The 17,430-nt window shown below is 63.7% G+C and carries 19 protein-coding genes; 2 read left to right on the forward strand and 17 right to left on the reverse strand.

Annotation, left to right across the window (positions count from 1 at the left end; translation table 11 throughout):
• Positions 1–80 precede the first annotated feature (80 nt).
• The 13 genes from H7A12_09935 to mnmG form a co-directional block, all read right to left on the reverse strand.
• Positions 81–509, reverse strand: a complete 429-nt coding sequence (locus H7A12_09935) for a F0F1 ATP synthase subunit epsilon (protein MCP5321128.1) — start codon at positions 507–509, stop codon at positions 81–83.
• Between the two features lie 27 nt (positions 510–536).
• The gene (gene atpD, locus H7A12_09940; GenBank protein ID MCP5321129.1) at positions 537–1,913 is read right to left on the reverse strand and encodes a F0F1 ATP synthase subunit beta; all 1,377 of its coding nucleotides are present in this window, start codon (positions 1,911–1,913) and stop codon (positions 537–539) included.
• 87 nt (positions 1,914–2,000) lie between these two features.
• On the reverse strand, positions 2,001–2,864 hold the full coding sequence (gene atpG, locus H7A12_09945) for a F0F1 ATP synthase subunit gamma (protein ID MCP5321130.1): 864 nt from the start codon (positions 2,862–2,864) through the stop codon (positions 2,001–2,003).
• Positions 2,865–2,882: 18 nt separating this feature from the next.
• Positions 2,883–4,427: a F0F1 ATP synthase subunit alpha gene (locus H7A12_09950; GenBank protein ID MCP5321131.1), complete on the reverse strand. Its 1,545-nt coding sequence runs from the start codon at positions 4,425–4,427 to the stop codon at positions 2,883–2,885.
• 21 nt (positions 4,428–4,448) lie between these two features.
• Positions 4,449–4,988 (reverse strand): F0F1 ATP synthase subunit delta, encoded by a 540-nt coding sequence (locus tag H7A12_09955; protein MCP5321132.1) that lies wholly within the window; start codon positions 4,986–4,988, stop codon positions 4,449–4,451.
• Between the two features lie 14 nt (positions 4,989–5,002).
• Positions 5,003–5,473 (reverse strand): F0F1 ATP synthase subunit B, encoded by a 471-nt coding sequence (locus tag H7A12_09960; GenBank protein MCP5321133.1) that lies wholly within the window; start codon positions 5,471–5,473, stop codon positions 5,003–5,005.
• A 61-nt stretch (positions 5,474–5,534) separates the two neighbouring features.
• Complete coding sequence (gene atpE, locus H7A12_09965; GenBank protein ID MCP5321134.1) at positions 5,535–5,762, reverse strand: F0F1 ATP synthase subunit C; 228 nt, start codon at positions 5,760–5,762, stop codon at positions 5,535–5,537.
• A gap of 49 nt (positions 5,763–5,811) precedes the next feature.
• Positions 5,812–6,732 carry a F0F1 ATP synthase subunit A gene (atpB, locus tag H7A12_09970; GenBank protein ID MCP5321135.1) on the reverse strand — a complete coding sequence of 307 codons (921 nt, stop codon included), beginning with the start codon at positions 6,730–6,732 and terminating at the stop codon, positions 5,812–5,814.
• Between the two features lie 43 nt (positions 6,733–6,775).
• Positions 6,776–7,114, reverse strand: a complete 339-nt coding sequence (locus H7A12_09975) for an ATP synthase subunit I (GenBank protein MCP5321136.1) — start codon at positions 7,112–7,114, stop codon at positions 6,776–6,778.
• A gap of 144 nt (positions 7,115–7,258) precedes the next feature.
• Positions 7,259–8,152: a ParB/RepB/Spo0J family partition protein gene (locus H7A12_09980; GenBank protein ID MCP5321137.1), complete on the reverse strand. Its 894-nt coding sequence runs from the start codon at positions 8,150–8,152 to the stop codon at positions 7,259–7,261.
• The gene (locus H7A12_09985; GenBank protein ID MCP5321138.1) at positions 8,152–8,991 is read right to left on the reverse strand and encodes a ParA family protein; all 840 of its coding nucleotides are present in this window, start codon (positions 8,989–8,991) and stop codon (positions 8,152–8,154) included. Before H7A12_09985 ends, H7A12_09980 begins: the two co-directional genes overlap by 1 nt.
• Entirely contained in the window at positions 8,988–9,653 is a 666-nt protein-coding gene (rsmG, locus tag H7A12_09990; GenBank protein MCP5321139.1) for a 16S rRNA (guanine(527)-N(7))-methyltransferase RsmG, read from the reverse strand. Before rsmG ends, H7A12_09985 begins: the two co-directional genes overlap by 4 nt.
• A complete protein-coding gene (gene mnmG, locus H7A12_09995; GenBank protein ID MCP5321140.1) occupies positions 9,650–11,539 on the reverse strand; it encodes a tRNA uridine-5-carboxymethylaminomethyl(34) synthesis enzyme MnmG in 1,890 nt (629 codons plus the stop codon). Before mnmG ends, rsmG begins: the two co-directional genes overlap by 4 nt.
• Positions 11,540–11,612: 73 nt before the next feature.
• Between mnmG and H7A12_10000 the strand changes: the two genes are divergently transcribed.
• Both H7A12_10000 and H7A12_10005 read left to right on the forward strand, forming a co-directional pair.
• Positions 11,613–11,942, forward strand: a complete 330-nt coding sequence (locus H7A12_10000) for a hypothetical protein (GenBank protein MCP5321141.1) — start codon at positions 11,613–11,615, stop codon at positions 11,940–11,942.
• A gap of 76 nt (positions 11,943–12,018) precedes the next feature.
• Positions 12,019–12,801, forward strand: coding sequence for a DUF3380 domain-containing protein (locus H7A12_10005; GenBank protein ID MCP5321142.1), 783 nt, complete (start codon positions 12,019–12,021; stop codon positions 12,799–12,801).
• Positions 12,802–13,642: 841 nt separating this feature from the next.
• On the opposite strand, the gene mnmE is transcribed toward H7A12_10005, so the two are convergent.
• From mnmE to H7A12_10025, 4 genes are read right to left on the reverse strand one after another with little or no spacing between them, the layout of a single operon-like run.
• The gene (gene mnmE / locus H7A12_10010; GenBank protein MCP5321143.1) at positions 13,643–15,022 is read right to left on the reverse strand and encodes a tRNA uridine-5-carboxymethylaminomethyl(34) synthesis GTPase MnmE; all 1,380 of its coding nucleotides are present in this window, start codon (positions 15,020–15,022) and stop codon (positions 13,643–13,645) included.
• Between the two features lie 22 nt (positions 15,023–15,044).
• Positions 15,045–16,781 (reverse strand): membrane protein insertase YidC, encoded by a 1,737-nt coding sequence (gene yidC, locus H7A12_10015; protein MCP5321144.1) that lies wholly within the window; start codon positions 16,779–16,781, stop codon positions 15,045–15,047.
• On the reverse strand, positions 16,782–17,102 hold the full coding sequence (gene yidD, locus H7A12_10020) for a membrane protein insertion efficiency factor YidD (GenBank protein ID MCP5321145.1): 321 nt from the start codon (positions 17,100–17,102) through the stop codon (positions 16,782–16,784). It lies immediately after the preceding gene.
• Positions 17,033–17,428, reverse strand: a complete 396-nt coding sequence (locus tag H7A12_10025; protein MCP5321146.1) for a ribonuclease P protein component — start codon at positions 17,426–17,428, stop codon at positions 17,033–17,035. The genes yidD and H7A12_10025 overlap by 70 nt, the downstream gene beginning before the upstream one ends.
• Between the last annotated feature and the right edge of the window lie 2 nt (positions 17,429–17,430).

Raw genomic sequence — 17,430 nt, forward strand, 5'->3', positions numbered from 1 at the left:
CAGACCACAAGAGCGTAGCAGACCGTGACGAATTTACCTTGTGATGGCGGCTACGAGACGCCACACGGGCGTCAACGGCGTCAACCGCGACCCATCTTCTTGCGCATTCCCTGGAGGGTGCGCAACTGGGCCACGGCCTCGGCAAGCTGGGCCGCCGCACGGCCGTAGTCGAACTCACCCTGCTGGTTCGCGAGTGCGGCTTCGGCGACTTTCTGTGCCTCGATCGCTGCCGCCTCGTCGATGTCGTTCGCGCGCACCGCCGTGTCGGCAAGGATCGTCACCGTGCTCGGCAGCACTTCCAGAAAGCCGCCCGAGACGTAGTAGATCTGTTCCTCGCCGGCTTGCGTGATCACGCGCACCGGTCCGGGTTTCAGTTCGCTCAGCAGGGGTGCATGACCTGGCGCAATCCCCAGGTCACCCAGCGCACCGTGGGCGACGACGAGCTCGACGAGCCCGGAAAAGATCGCCTTTTCCGCACTCACGATGTCGCAATGTACCGTCATTACCATGTCTGGTGCTCCCGGTCCCTGATTCGATCAGAGCTTCTGCGCCTTCTCGATCGCTTCCTCGATGCTGCCGACCATGTAGAACGCCTGCTCCGGCAGGTGGTCATACTCGCCGTTCAGGATACCCTTGAAGCTGGCGATCGTATCCTTCAGCGACACGTACTTGCCGGGGCTGCCGGTGAACACTTCGGCGACGAAGAACGGTTGCGACAGGAAGCGCTGCATCTTGCGCGCGCGTGACACGACCTGCTTGTCGTCTTCCGAGAGTTCGTCCATGCCGAGGATGGCGATGATGTCCTTCAGTTCCTTGTAGCGCTGCAGTACCGACTGCACGCCGCGTGCGACCGAGTAGTGCTCTTCGCCGATCACGAGCGGGTCGAGCAGGCGCGAGGTCGAGTCGAGCGGATCGACGGCAGGGTAGATACCGAGCTCGGCGATCTGACGCGACAACACCAGCGTTGCGTCGAGGTGCGCGAAGGTGGTCGCGGGCGAGGGGTCGGTGAGGTCGTCGGCCGGAACGTAGACCGCCTGGAACGAGGTGATCGATCCGGTCTTGGTCGAGGTGATGCGCTCCTGCAGCACGCCCATTTCCTCGGCCAGCGTGGGCTGGTAACCCACCGCCGACGGCATGCGGCCGAGCAGCGCGGATACCTCGGTGCCGGCCAGCGTGTAGCGGTAGATGTTGTCAACGAACATCAGGACGTCGCGGCCTTCGTCGCGGAACGCTTCGGCCATCGTGAGGCCGGTCAGCGCCACGCGCAGACGGTTGCCCGGTGGTTCGTTCATCTGGCCATACACCAGCGCCACCTTGTCCAGAACGTTCGACTCCTTCATTTCATGGTAGAAGTCGTTGCCCTCGCGGGTACGCTCGCCCACACCGGCGAACACCGAGTAACCCGAGTGCTCGATCGCAATATTGCGGATCAGCTCCATCAGCGTCACGGTCTTGCCCACACCGGCGCCACCGAACAGACCGATCTTGCCACCCTTGGAGATCGGCATGATCAGGTCGATGACCTTGATGCCCGTCTCCAGCAGTTCGACCGCCTGTGACTGCTCGGCGTAGGTCGGCGCAGCGCGGTGGATGGGCATGCGCGCCTGCTCGCCGATCGGACCCTTCTCGTCGATCGGGCGACCGAGCACGTCCATGATGCGGCCCAGCGTTTCCTTGCCGACCGGCACCTTCAGTGCACCGCCGGTGTTGCTGACGTCGAGCCCGCGGCGCACGCCTTCGGTGGAGCCCATGGCGATCGTGCGCACGACGCCGTCACCGAGCTGCTGCTGCACTTCCAGCACCAGGTCGCGGTTCGCCACCGTGAGCGCGTCGTACACGGCCGGTACGGCGTTGCGGGGGAACTCGACGTCGATCACGGCGCCGATGACCTGTACGATCTTTCCACTGCTCATCTCATGTTCCTCATCAGTCTTGTGATTGCGCCGCCGGGGCGCATCCGAGGTATCTGCCAATCCTTCGCGTCGTATCGGTGCCCCGTCTCAGGAAACCGCTGCAGCGCCGCCGACGATCTCGGCGAGTTCCTGCGTGATCGCCGCCTGGCGCGCCTTGTTGTAGACGAGCTGCAGATCGGAGATCAGTTGTCCGGCGTTTTCCGTAGCGTTCTTCATCGCGACCATGCGTGCGGCCTGCTCGCAGGCGAGATTCTCGACCACAGCCTGGTAGACCTGGGATTCGATATAGCGCGTGAACAGCCCGTCGAGCAGCTCCTTTGCGTCCGGCTCGTACAGATAATCCCAGTGATGCTTGAGTGCCTGGTCTTCGGATGCCTCGAGCGGCAGGATCTGCGCGACCGTTGGCACCTGCGTCATCGTGTTGACGAATTCGTTGCTGGCGAGATAAAGGCGATCGATCTTCTGCTCGGCGTAGGCGTCGAGCATCACCTTCACGCCGCCGACCAGATCCGTGGGCGCAGGCTCGTCACCGAGGCCGCGCATCGCCGCGATGATGCGCCCACCCATGCTGCCGAAGAAGCTGGCGCCCTTGCCACCGATCACGCACAGGTCGATTTCGATGGCCTTGTCGTGCCACTCCTTCATTGCCCGCAATACGGTCTTGAACAGGTTGATGTTCAGTCCGCCGCAGAGCCCGCGGTCGCTCGAGACGACGATGAAGCCGACCCGGCGTACCTCGCGCTCCTGTATATAGAGGTGGTGATACTCCGGCGTCGCATTCGCAATGTGCCCCACGACCGCACGGATACGCCCGGCGTACGGCTTGCCGCGTGCCATGCGATCCTGCGCCTTGCGCATCTTGCTGGCCGCCACCATTTCCATCGCCTTCGTGATCTTCTGCGTGCTGGCCACGCTGGCGATCTTGGTGCGGATTTCCTTTGCGCCTGCCATGTGCTGCCCTCGGGTTGCTTACCAGGCCTGGGTGGCGACGAATTTGTCCAGCGCCTCTTTCAGGGCTTTGGCGGTGTCCTGGCTGTAGTCGCCGGTGCTGTTGATCGAGTTCATCAGGGCACCGTATTCGCTCGCCATGAACGAATGCAGCGCGGCCTCGAAGTCGAGTACTTTCTTGATCTCGATGTTCTTCAGATAGCCTTCGTTCGCGGCAAACAGCGACACCGCCATCTGCGCCACCGAGAGCGGCGAGTACTGCTTCTGCTTCATCAGCTCGGTCACGCGCTGTCCGTGCTCGAGCTGGGCACGGGTCGCTTCGTCCAGGTCGGAGGCAAACTGCGCGAACGCAGCCAGCTCGCGGTACTGCGCGAGCGCAAGACGGATACCGCCACCGAGCTTCTTGATGATCGTGGTCTGCGCCGAGCCGCCGACCCGCGATACCGAAAGACCCGCGTTCATCGCAGGACGCACACCGGCGTTGAACAGGCTGCTTTCGAGGAAGATCTGGCCGTCGGTGATCGAAATCACGTTGGTCGGTACGAACGCCGACACGTCGCCAGCCTGCGTTTCGATGATCGGCAGCGCGGTCAGCGAACCGGTCTTGCCCTTGACCTCGCCGTTCGTGAACTTCTCGACGTAGTCGGTGTTCACGCGTGCGGCACGCTCGAGCAGACGCGAGTGCAGGTAGAACACGTCACCCGGATACGCCTCGCGGCCCGGCGGACGACGCAGCAGCAACGAGATCTGGCGGTACGCCCACGCCTGCTTGGTCAGGTCGTCGTAGATGATCAGCGCATCCTGACCGCGATCGCGGTAATACTCGCCCATCGTGCAGCCGGCAAACGGTGCGATGTACTGCATCGAGGCCGGATTCGACGCGCTCGCGACGACGACGACGGTGTGCGCCAGCGCGCCGTGCTCCTCGAGCTTGCGCACCACGGCGGCGATCGAGGACTGCTTCTGGCCGATGGCCACGTAGATGCACTTAACGCCGGTGCCTTTCTGGTTGATGATCGTGTCGATCGCGATCGCGGTCTTGCCGATCTGGCGGTCACCGATGATCAGCTCGCGCTGGCCACGGCCCACCGGCACCATCGAGTCGAGCGCCTTGAGTCCGGTCTGCACCGGCTGCGATACCGACTGGCGCGTGATCACGCCGGGAGCGACCTTCTCGATCGGGTCGAACAGCTTCGCATTGATCGGGCCCTTGCCGTCGATCGGGTTGCCGAGCGCGTCGACCACGCGACCCTCGAGCTCCGGGCCGATCGGCACTTCGAGCACCCGGCCAGTGCAGCGACAGGTCTGGCCTTCTTCCAGACCCTTGTACTCGCCGAGGACCACTGCACCCACCGAATCGCGCTCGAGGTTCAGCGCCATGCCGTAGACGCCACCCTGGAATTCGATCATCTCGCCGTACATCACCTCGCCGAGGCCATGGATGCGGACGATACCGTCGGAGACGCTGACGATCGTGCCTTCGTTCTGTGCCTGCGTGCTGACATCGAGCCGCTCGATGCGCTGCTTGATGATTTCACTGATTTCCGTGGGGTTCAGTTGCTGCATCTGGATTTCCTTTGATTCCCGTCAGGAATTCATTGCTTCGGATAGCTTCGCAAGGCGACCGCGTACGGAACCGTCGATGACCATGTCGGCCGTGCGGATGACCACGCCACCAATAAGAGCCTTGTCGACAGAGCTGCTCACGCGCACCGTGCGCTGCAGCTTCTTGCCGATCACGTCGGCGAGCAGTGTCGCCTGTTCCGGTGCGATCTCGAACGCACTGGTGACTTCGAGATCCACCGATTGCTCCTGCGCGGCCTTGAGCGCAAGAAACAGCTCATGCACCTGCGGCAACAGCGGCAGACGCTTGTTCTCTGCCAGCACACGAATGAAGTTGCGTGCTGGTACCGGCAGCGCGTCGTCACCGCACACCCCGATCAGCACATCGGCCTTCTGCGTGGCGGTAAGCGACGGTGAGGCAATCAGCGAAGCCACGCGTGGCTCCAGGGAAACCTCGGCCGCCGTCGCCAGCGCGCTGGTCCACGCCGGCAGCGCCGCGCTCGCGAGCGCCTGCTCGAATGCTGCCCTGGCGTAAGGGCGCGCGAGAGTGATCAGTTCTGCCATGTGTCGCGCCTCGGTCAGAGTTCGCGGGCAAGCTGGTCGACGATGTCGCGGTGCGCGCCGACGTCGATGGCCCGGCCCAGGATGCGCTCGGCACCGGCCACCGCCAGGGCACCGACCTGCACCCGCAACTGCTCGCGGGCCCGGTTGGTTTCCTGCTCGATGTCCGCCTGTGCGGCACCCTTGATGCGCTCGCCTTCCTCGCGGGCGCGATCCTTTGCTTCGTCGACGATCTGCGCCGCGCGGCGGTTTGCCTGCTCGATGATCGAGGCAGCCTCGACCTTCGCATCCTTGAGCTGGCTGGATGCACGATCCTGTGCCAGCTCCAGGTTGCGATTGGCCCGCTCTGCAGCTGCCAACCCATCCGCGATGCGCTCCGTGCGCGCATCCATGGCCCTGCGGATGAAGGGCCAGATGAACTTCATGCAGAACCACACGAAGATCAGGAAGGTGATGGACTGGCCTATCAGTGTCAGATTGATGTTCACGCCGGCACTCCTGCGATCGGATTAACCGCTGTCAAGCGGACCGCTGCTGATCGCTGTCCGATCAGACGGCGAAGATCAGGTACATCGCGATACCGACGCCGATCATCGGCACGGCGTCGAGCAGACCGGCCATCAGGAACATCCGGCCCTGCAGCATCGGTGCCATTTCGGGCTGGCGAGCGGATCCTTCGAGCAGCTTGCCGCCAAGGATGCCGAAACCGACGGCGGTGCCGGCAGCACCCAGACCGATCATCAGTGCAGCGGCGATGTAGGTCAGAGCTTGTTCCATGATGTACTCCCAACAGGTATGAAGATTTACGGGTGAAGGTGGATCGGAATCAGTGTTCTTCCGGAACGTCGTGTGCCATCGCCATGTAGACGACGGTCAGCACCATGAACACGAAAGCCTGCAGTGTGATGATCAGGATGTGGAACACGGCCCACGCCCATTGCAGCACACCGGCCAGCGCGCCAAGCAGCACGCCGGAGCCATACAGGATGGCAATCAGCACGAAGATCATCTCGCCGGCATAGAGGTTGCCGAACAGTCGCAAGCCGAGCGAAATCGGCTTGGCGATCAGCGAGACGGTTTCCAGCACGAGATTGACCGGAATCAGGAAGACGTTGAAATACCACTTCGGTGCGTGGAACGGGTGCAGCGTGAGCTCCTTCACGAAGCCGATCACGCCTTTCTCCCTGATCGTGAAGAAGACCATCAGGAAAAACACCGTGAACGCCATGCCGAGCGTGACGTTGGGGTCGGTGGTCGGCACGATCTTGAAGTACAGATGCGGATTGCCGCTGACGGTGGCCGCTGTGCGAGGCAGCCAGTCGATCGGAAGCAGATCCATCAGGTTCATCAGGAAGATCCACACGAAGATCGTCAGCGCCATCGGTGCGATCAGACGGTTCCTGTGATGGAAGATGTCGTTTACCGTGTTGTCGACGAATTCGATGATCATCTCGACGGCATTCTGCAGACCGCGCGGCGCGCCCTGGTTGGCTGTCGCCTGCAGCGCGACGCGACGGAACAACCAGCAGAACAGCACGCCGAGCACGATGGACCAGCCCATGCTGTCGAGGTGGATCGCCGTGAAACCCATCGCACCGGCCTCTTCCGGACAGTGCGCGAGCGTCCAGGCAGTCTGCTCCATGACGTGCTCGCCGTCGCAATAGCTGCCGGCCGGGAGCTTGCCATAAGTCATGTTCGTCAGATGGTGGGTGATGTACCCACTCAGAGTTTGGGCTTCTGCCGACATAAGGCTCCTCTGACTCCCCGTCCGCCCGTTGTGCTGGCCTGTGTCAAAGCTCGCGATGGCGGGCGAGCAAGACCATGTTCATGACATACAGGGCGATGTACGCGCCAAAAAACGCGGCTGCATGCAGCGGCCGTACAGCGACGAACACCGCGGCGAAGCCTGCGCCAGTCAGCAGAAACTTGCCTGTCTCGGCGCGATAAAACCCGCGCGCCACTTCCCGTGCGACAGCGGCTCCACGGTGCCGGAACACTCTCCAGCCGAACCACACCTGGGGCAGCAGGAAGAGCAAGCCGCCGATCAGCAGCGATCTTCCGGCCAACGGATCGACCAGACCCGCCGCCACTGCGGCTACGATGAGTAAACCGAATTCTGCCAGCCACACCCGCCACAACGATGGCCGTGGCGGCGAACCCGTGATCCTGCCTGGCTTCATCCCCGAGCACCACCGGCATGCACCGGGCACCTCGTCACAGGGTAAACCGGGCGCCAGATCGGGGCGGGATTATATGGATATGCCTCGGTGCGTTCAACCGGGCTCGGGGCGGAAATAACGTAACAATCCGTCAAGCTGGTCGAGACTCGAGTAACTGATCACGAGCCGCCCCTTGCCACCGGACCGGTGCTCGATCGCGATGCCCGCACCGGTAATCTCGGACAGTTCGCGTTCGAGCCGACGGATATCGGCATCGGGCTCGACCGCGGGGGGTTTGCTGCGCAGTGGGGCCTGCATGCGCCGCACCAGCGCCTCGGTCTCACGGACCGTGAGGTCCTTTTCCAGCACCTCGCGTGCCACGGCGAGCTGCTGCTCGGCTGGCAAGGTCAGCAGTGCACGTCCGTGTCCCATCTCGAGCCGCCTCGCCTCGAGATGATCGCGCACCTCCGGCACCAGCCCGAGCAGGCGCATCGTATTGGTCACGGTGGTCCGCGACTTGCCCACCGCCTCGGCGATCTGCTCGTGGGTCAGGCCGAACTCCTGCTGCAGGCGCTGCAGGGCAACCGCCTCCTCGACCGCATTCAGGTCTTCGCGCTGGATGTTCTCGATCAGCGCCAGCGCCATCGCCGCCTCGTCGGGAACGTCGCGCACGATGGCGGGAATATCCGCCAGCCCCGCCATCTGGCTCGCGCGCCAGCGCCGCTCTCCGGCGATCAGCTCGAACTCCCCGCCGGGCATCGGCCGCACCACGACCGGCTGCAGCAGACCCTGGCTGCGGATCGAGTTCGCGAGTTCCTCCAACGCCTCCGGGTTGAAGTCACGCCGCGGCTGGTAGCGACCGCGCCGGATCATCTCGACCGGCAACTGCCGCAGGCTGTCGCGCTCGCCGCTCCCTGTCGAATCTCCTGTCCGCGCTGTCGGGTCGGACAAGCCAGCACCGATCAGTGCATCGAGCCCTCTGCCGAGTCCACGTTTCTTCACTGCCATCACTGTTCCTCGTGAGAGCTGGCCGACGGTCGCGCTTCGCCTGTGGTTGCGGTGATCGGTGGACTGGCGGTGGCACTTCTTCCGTGGCGACGCAGCATCTCGGCGGCTGCGGCCAGGTACGCGATCGCACCACGCGAGGCAGAATCGTAGATCAGGGCCGGCTGGCCGTGGCTCGGTGCCTCGGCCAGACGCACGTTGCGCGGAATCAGCGTCGCATAGACACGCGAACCGAAGTGCCCGATCAACTGCATCGAAACCTCGTTGGTCAACGAGTTGCGGGCGTCGTACATGGTGCGCAGCAGTCCGTCGATCTTCAGTTGCGGGTTCAGGGTCTTCTGCACGCGGGTGATCGTGTTCAGCAGCGACGACAGGCCTTCGAGCGCGTAGTACTCGCATTGCACCGGAATCAGCACACTGTCGGCCGCGACCAGCGCATTGATCGTCAGCATGTTCAGCGACGGCGGGCAGTCGATCAGTACGTAGTCGTAATCGTTCCTGACGCGCGCAAGCGCATAGCGCAGCCGGTTTTCCTTGTTGCTCACACCGAGCAGCTCAACCTCGGCGGCCGTCAGGTCGGCGTTGGCCGGCAACACATCGAAAGGCGCTTCGGGCGCGCGCTGGCGAACCTGCTCGACGGTTCGCGACTGCATCAGCACCTCGTAGACCGAGGCATCGAGCGCGTGTTTGTCCACACCACAGCCCATGGTGGCATTGCCTTGCGGATCGAGGTCGACCAGCAACACGCGCTGGGCGTTCGCGGCAAGCGAGGCGGCCAGGTTCACGGTGGTCGTGGTCTTGCCCACGCCGCCTTTCTGATTGGTTATCGCGATGGTGGTCACGGCACGGTAGCTTCCTGGCGCTCGATCCTGACCAACTGCCGTTGTACCTCGATTCCGGGAACGCGCAGTTCGATCAGCGAGCGCACAGTATACGGTGTGAGCACCCCGACAAGCTCGTCAGCGCCCAGACGTCCCTTCATCGCCAGCAGGCAGCCACCCGGCGCGAGCAGGTGGGCACTGACTCGCAGGATGTCTGCCAACGGCGCAAACGCGCGGCTGGTGATGCAATCGAAACCGGCCGGATCACGAAATGCTTCGGCGCGCGCATGATGCACGCTGACATTGCCAAGCCCGAGCGCGACCTTGGCCTGGAACAGAAAGCGCACCTTCTTGCCGTTGCTGTCCAGCAGATGGAATTCGTGTTCGGGAAACCAGATCGCGAGCGGAATTCCCGGCAGTCCTGCACCGCTGCCGAGGTCCAGGACGCGCCGCCCTGTCAGGTGAGGGGCGATGCTGAGGCTGTCGAGCAGGTGACGTGAAACCATCGCGAGCGGATCGTCGATCGCCGTGAGGTTGTAGGCGCGGTTCCAGCGAGCCAGCAAGGCGATGAACGCAAGCAGACGCTCGCAGCGCGCGGGGTCGACTGCGAGACCGAGGGTGCGCAGTCCGGCATGCAGCGTATCGGCAAGTTCGGGATCCGTGGCGGCGACGGAGCGGCTCATGCGCTGGCGCTGCCGGCAGCGGCGCTGCGCTTGCGCAAGTGGATCAGCAACAACGAAATCGCTGCCGGCGTCACACCAGGGATGCGCGCGGCCTGCGCCAGCGTTTGCGGACGAACGGCAACCAGCTTCTGGCGCACCTCATGCGACAGCCCGGCAACCGCCTGATAGTCGAAATCCGCGCTGAGCACCGTATTTTCGTGCCGGCGCAGGCGCTCGATCTCCTGCTGCTGGCGTTCGATGTAACCGGCGTATTTGCACTGGATCTCGACCTGCTCTGCAACGTCGGCGCTCACACCACTGTCACCGCTGATCGCTGCGATATCCCGATACGACACTTCCGGGCGGCGCAGCAGTTCGATCAGACGGTATTCGCGCCCGAGTTCGCGCTGTCCGAGATCGCCATAGGCAAGTGCCTCGGCGCTGCCGGGACGCACCAGAGTGTGCTGCAGGCGTGAGCGTTCGCCTTCGATCGCATCACGGCGCACGCAGAACGCCTGCCAGCGCGCATCGTCGACCAGCCCGAACTCACGGCCGATGGCGGTCAGGCGCAAATCGGCGTTGTCCTCGCGCAGCAGCAGCCGGTGCTCGGCACGGCTCGTGAACATGCGATACGGCTCACTGGTACCGAGCGTCACCAGATCGTCGACAAGCACTCCCAGGTACGCCTCATGACGGCGTGGGTACCAGGGCTCCCGCCCCAGCGCCCGTCTGCCGGCATTGAGACCGGCCAGCAGCCCCTGCGCGGCCGCTTCCTCGTAGCCGGTGGTGCCGTTGATCTGCCCGGCAAAGAACAACCCTCGCAGGTGCCGCGTCTCGAGCGTGTGCCACAGGCCGCGTGGATCGAAAAAATCGTACTCGATCGCGTAACCCGGGCGCGTGATGTGTGCACGCTCAAGGCCGCGGATCGACGCCACCAGACGCAACTGCACGTCGAACGGCAGGCTCGTCGAGATCCCGTTCGGATACAGCTCGTTCGAGGTGAGGCCTTCGGGTTCGAGGAAGACCTGGTGCGAATCCTTGTCGGCAAAACGCACGATCTTGTCTTCGACCGACGGACAGTAGCGCGGGCCGGTACCCTCGATCACACCCGCGTACATCGGCGAACGATCGAGCGAGGCGCGAATGATGTCGTGTGTGTGTGCGTTCGTATGCGTGATATGGCAGCACACCTGGCGCGGATGCAGCGCGGGATGCCCGAGAAAGCTCATGACTGGAACCGGGTCATCGCCGTGCTGTTCCTGCATCACGCTGAAGTCGACGCTGCGCGCATCGATGCGCGGCGGCGTGCCGGTCTTCAGACGCCCGACCGCAAACGGCAGTTCGCGCAGCCGTTGCGACAGCCGGTCCGAGGCCGGATCACCTGCACGCCCGCCGCCGTAGTTCTCCAGTCCGATATGGATCTTGCCACCGAGAAAGGTGCCGGCGCACAGAACCACGGCCTCGGCACGAAAGCTGATTCCCATCTGGGTGAGCACACCACAGACGCGATCACCCTCGACGATCAGATCGATGACCGGCTGCTGGAACAGATCGAGGCACGGCTGCGTCTCGAGTAGCGAGCGGATGGCATGACGGTACAGCACACGGTCGGCCTGGGCGCGGGTGGCGCGCACGGCCGGACCCTTGCGGGAATTCAGCACACGGAACTGGATCCCGGCGAGGTCGGTAGCCCGTGCCATCGCACCGCCCAGTGCGTCGACCTCACGAACCAGATGGCTCTTGCCTATACCCCCGATCGCCGGATTGCACGACATCTGGCCCAGTTGCTCGATGCTCTGCGTGAGCAACAGCGTTGGCACGCCCATGCGCGCACTGGCAAGCGCTGCCTCGGTGCCGGCGTGACCGCCACCGACGACGATCACGCCGTACTGCGTCGGATGGTTCATGGGCTTACCTCGGGAAGCGGGGCGCGATTATATCGTTCGGCAATTCCCCAAGAAGGTATTTATACATATATGAATGAAGAAGGAAGAAAAGGAAATGGTTGTAACTGAGCCGGTTCATGGTTGTGGAAAAACGGCGTTTGTCGTTCAAACCCAACAGCTTGCAGTCTGTTCCAGGATGGGGATTTGCTGCGCGCCCGCAGGGGTGATACCGCTGCATCGATGGTGGACGATTTGCGCGGCGCTTCGATGCCGTGATCTTGCGGGGTGGCTCCAGCACCGGATACAGGCAGCTTATCCACAGCTTGCTGGCGGCGTGTTGGTTCCGATGGAGACGGTGCCTATACTCCGGCGAGCAATGGAAGAAGAGGCCGATCAGGTGAGTGATTCCTGCGTCATCCGTTGAAAGAGTGGGATCTGAACCGGGTTCAATAGTTCGTTTCGAGGGCATGACCATGAACTTCGTTGGCAAGGCAATACCGATGACACGCGACGGGCTCGATGCGGCGTTGTATGCGCTGCGGATGAATCCGGGTGAGGCGGCGGCACTGTGGGCGGTTTTCGAGGTCGAGACGGCGGGTCTGACGCAGGGTTTCGGGTTCCGCGTCGACCGCAGGCCACAGATACTTTTCGAAAGACACAAGTTTCGCGGATTCACCGACAGGCGGTTCGATGCAAGCGAACCGGCCATCTCGGGTCCTGCGGGGGGCTACGGAAGTCTTGCGCAGCAGTACGAGAAGCTGGAACGAGCACTGGAGGTATGTCGATCGGCAAACCTGGGCGAGGAGCCCGCATTGAAGTCGGCGTCGTGGGGAGTCGGACAGGTCATGGGATTCAACCATGAACTCGCGGGATTCCCGAGTGCGGCGGCGATGGTAACGGCGATGGTCGCCAACGAGGATGCACAACTGCTGGCCATGGCGAACTTCCTACGCAGCACCGGCTTGGATGCAGCACTGCGCGCGAGGAACTGGGAGAAGTTCGCGCGCGGCTACAACGGCGCTGGCTACGCGGCGAATCACTACGACGTCAAGCTCGAGGTGCAATACGCGCGCTTTTCATCCGGTTTCACGCCGAATATCGAGATGCGGACCGCGCAGGCGGCGCTGCTGGTGCTCGGCCATTCCCCTGGCAAGATCGACGGCGTGATCGGCAGGCGCACGCGGGATGCACTGCGCAATTTCCAGATCGCCTCCGGGCTGCCGATCACCACGGAACTGACTCCCGAAGCCTACCAGGCGCTGTACCGGGCGGCGTTCGCGTAGAAACCCTGCTCAGGAGCAGGTCCTGTATATAAATAGATGGACATGTAATGGCGAGAAGTACCCGGAAGAAATCCGGCAATGAGTCCAGTGGTGCGACGGTGGGCTACGAAGCCCGGCTCTGGCAGATGGCCGATGCGCTGCGCGGCAGCATGGACGCCCGTACAGTACTGAATACGCGCTGACATTCAGGATTTTGTATTCCGCCCGCACTTCCAGTTTCGAGCGCGTGCGCAACAGGCTGATCACCAACCACGGCATCCTGGCAGGTGAGGTCGTGGTCGCCACGACGCCGCACCGACCGTGATGACCTGACCGCGCTGGGTGCGGCCTGAAGGTGTCGAAACCGGTGAGACCGATGTCGACGATAGAGGCTGCAAGGCGTTTCAGCAGACGCTGTTGGCAGCGATGCGGCCTCGCGCGTCGCGGTAACCCAATCTGTACGCGTTTGGTTCCGCCCAAGCCTATGCGCGAGCCGTGATTACGACGGGCGCTGAGCACTTTGATTTCCGCAAGCACTTCTATGGGCGCATCAGCGACTTCGACAGCAGGAATTTGAATGCGCCTGCGGCGCAGATATTCGACGCAGCCAGGTCGCACCGATACGGGTGCTTTCCCGCCAGATCGAGGGCACGCAAGGCTCGCTGCAGGACCTGCTCGCCGCCGCACCATGGATTCCTGCGGATGAGACGCTGTGGAAGATCGAGTGTTTTCGCGACTTTCTCGAAGCGCGCAAGGTGCTGCATCCAGAACCGCGTCGTTGCGCTGTTCACCGGCAACGCGCGGCCGGATTTTCCCTTTACAGCACGACATCGGATTGCACCAGGGCTCTCTGGAAGTGGACCTACTTTCCAATACAAAAGCTCTCGAAGATCCGCCCCAGCAGGTCGTCGTTGCTGAAGTGTCCGGTGATTTCGCCGAGGTGGTGCTGCGCGTCGCGCAGGTGTTCGGCGAGCAGCTCGGCGGCGGCATGGTCGTCGAGCGCGTAGAGTCCGGCGTCCACGGCGTCGCAGCAGCGCTGCAGTGCGTCGAGGTGGCGGCGGCGCGCGGAGAAGTCACCGGCAGACACATCGTGGTAACCGGCGAGGCGTTTCAGGTGTTCGCGCAGATCGTCGATGCCGGCGCCGGTCAGCGCGGATACGGCGATCGTCGGTGATGTGGCGCCCGGACGGGTTCCCGCCGGAAGTCCGGAGAGGTCGCATTTGTTCAGCACGACGCTGAGTGGTGGCAGTTGCCCGTGTTCGGCGCTGAACAGTTCCTGCAGCAGCGCGTCGGGCTGTGCTTCGGCGGTGCTGTCGACGACCAGCAACAGGTGATCGGCGCGGGCGATTTCCTGGCGTGCGCGACGAATGCCTTCCTGTTCGACCGCGTCGGGGCTGTCGTGCAGGCCGGCGGTATCGATGATGTGCAACGGCAGGCCGTCGATGGCGATCTGCTCGCGCAGCACGTCGCGCGTGGTGCCCGGTACGGCGGTCACGATCGCGGTGTCGCGGCCGGCGAGCGTATTCATGATGCTGGACTTGCCGGCATTCGGGCGCCCGGCGAGCACCAGCGTGATGCCGTCGCGAACCAGCACGCCGTTGTGCGCGGTGGCGTGGACCGCGAGCAGTTGCGTACGCAGCGCGTGCAGGCGGCGTGAGACGTCGCCGTCTGACAGGAAGTCGATCTCTTCGTCGGGAAAGTCGATGCTTGCCTCGACGAAAGTGCGCAGGGAGACGAGTTGCTGCAGGAGTTCGTCGACGCGCGCGGAGAAGGCACCCTGCAACGAACGCATCGCGTTGCGCGCACCCTGTTCGGTCGCGCTGTCGATCAGGTCGGCGATGGCCTCTGCCTGCGCGAGGTCGAGGCGGCCGTTCAGGAACGCGCGTTCACTGAACTCGCCCGGTCGCGCGAGTCTCGCGCCGAGGCGCAGCAAACAACGCAGCAGCATATCGGTGACGACTGCACCACCGTGACCCTGGAATTCGGCAACGTCCTCGCCGGTGAAACTGTGCGGCGCCGCAAAGAAGAGGGCGATGCCGTGGTCGATCGTGGCATCGGCGGCTTCCGCGAGCGGGTCGCGGAATTCGCTGAAATGCGCGTGGCGGGCAGGAGGCAGCACGCCGCAGACACGGGCGAGGATCGAGGCGGCCTGAGGTCCCGAGACGCGAACGATGCCGATGCCGCCGCGCCCCGAGGCGGTCGCGATCGCGGCGATCGTGTCGGTAGCGGCCGCGGGGTTCATCGCATCAGCAGGGCCAGGGCGTTCAGGGGGCACGCTCGATCTGGCGGGTGATCACCCACTGCTGGGCCATCGACAGCAGGTTGTTCACGAGCCAGTAGAGCACCAGGCCTGCCGGGAAAAACAGGAAGAACACCGTGAAGATGACCGGCATGAACTGGAAGATCTTCGCCTGTATCGGATCGGGCGGCGGCGGGTTCAGCTTCTGCTGGAAGTACATCGACGCGCCCATCAGCAGCGGCAGTACGAAGTAGGGATCCATCGCGGAGAGGTCACGAATCCAGAGCGCGAGCGGTGCGTGCCGCAGCTCCACGCTCTCGAGCAGCACCCAGTACAGCGACAGGAACACCGGCATCTGGATCAGGATCGGCAGACAGCCACCGAGCGGGTTCACCTTTTCCTTGCGGTAGAGCTCCATCGTTTCCTGCGAGAGCTTCTGACGGTCGTCACCGTAGCGGTCACGCAGTTCGAGCATTTTCGGCTGGAGCTTGCGCATCTTCGCCATCGACTTGTAACTGGTGGCGGAGAGATGGAAGAACACGGCCTTTACGAGCACCGTCAGCAGCACGATCGCGGCGCCCCAGTTGCCGAGGCCGGCGCCAAGGTCGACGCTCCAGCCAGCGATATGCAACTGGCCGGTGGCGAAGAAGAACAGCAGCGCGAACAGCGGTTGGGCGATCCACCACAGCCAGCCGTAATCGACCGTGAGTTCGAGGCCAGGCGAGATCTGGCGCAGTTGGTACTGGTCCTTGGGGCCGGCGTAGAAACGTGATGTGAAGCGACCGGTGGTGCCGGGAGCAATCTCGATTTCGGGCGATGTGAAGCGGCCGATGTTGTCGCCATTCTGGGTGTGCAGCATCGCGAAGCTGTTGGTCTGCTCGGGCGATGGAATCCAGGCGCCGATGAAGTAATGCTGGACCAGTGCGATCCAGCCACCCTGGTTCGCCGCCTGCCACGGTGTTTCGGCGATGTCCTTGAACGTGAACTTGCGGTACGGCTCGTCGGCAGTGTGGGTGGCAAAGCCGATGAATGGCTGCACGCCGAGCTTGCCGCCGCTGGCGCCCGGATCCGGGCGGCCGTCGCGCTTGAGTTGGGCAAACATGGCGCCGCGCCATGGTTGGGACCCGGTGTTGTCGATCAGGTAGTCCATGTCGACGACGTAGCTGCCGCGATGGAACACGAAACGCTTGGTGATCCGGGCGCCGTCGACGGCCTCGTATCGAAGGTCGACCGCGAGCGTGTCCTGTCCCGCCGCAAGCTCGTAGCGGGCGTCGGCTGCGATGAAGCGCGGACGGCCCTGCGCGGTGTCGGTGCCGTTGGCGCCGATCAGGCCGCTCATGGCGGTGTATACCGCACCGGGGTCCTGCTGCATCAGCACGAACGGCTGATCGGGACGGTCGATGTTGGCGCTGTGCTGCGGTAACGCGACGCGGGTGATGTCGCCACCGAGCAGCGAGATGTCGAGGATCAACGTGTCGGTCACGACGCGTATCGTCGTGGCCGCTTCGGTAGTCGTGGGCGCGATGGCTTCGGCGCTCGGGGTGGCCCCAGGCAGGTCGGGCGCACCGGTATTGGTGGGTGCGACTTCGGTGGGGATCGCGGCCGGATCGAGTGCGGGTGCGAGCGAAGCCGGAGCCGTACCCGCGTCGGTGACCACGCTGGCCGCAGGGGTGTGGTCAGCGCGGTACTGCATCCACTCGATCAGGGTGAATCCCGAGACCAGAATGAGCGCGACGATGATCAGGTTGCGTTGAATATCCATCTAGGTATGGGGTTCCGGTCTGGTGTTGACGGAGGGCGCGCGGTCCGGGCGTGGTGCGGGCACGGGATCGTAGCCGCCGTGGTGCCAGGGATGGCAGCGCGAGAGGCGACGCAGCGCCAGCCAGGCGCCGACGAGGGGGCCGTGGCTCAGGATCGCGTCACGCGCGTAGCGGGAACAGGTTGGATCGAAGCGGCAGTGCTGGCCGATCCACGGGCTGAGCAGATAGCGGTAGGCGTCGATGACGCCGATCATCACGGCGACGCAGGCGCGTCGCACGATCGAGACGGGGTTTGCTGTGCTGCCTTGCCGAGCCGGGTCCATGACTTCGCCAGACTCCTGCTGATGGTGGCGTTGTCCAGGTCAGCGATGCCGCGCCGTGCCAGAACGATGATGTCGAGACCTGCCAGCATCTCCTGGTGATGCCGGTAGGATTCGCGGATCAGCCGTTTTACCCGGTTGCGCGAAGAGGCCAGCCGACAGTTCTTCTTGCCGACGACGATTCCGAGGCGTGGGTGATCGAGCGCATTCGGGCGCGCGAGGACCAGCAGTTCGCGCAACGAAACGCGCGTTTCGGCACCGTCGAAAACAGCTTTGAACTGTGCGCTGTCGAGCAGGCGCAACTGCTTCTGGAAGCGTGCGCCTGCCATGC

It is taken from the genome of Pseudomonadales bacterium (assembly GCA_024234165.1).
Taxonomy (GTDB): domain Bacteria; phylum Pseudomonadota; class Gammaproteobacteria; order Pseudomonadales; family UBA5518; genus UBA5518.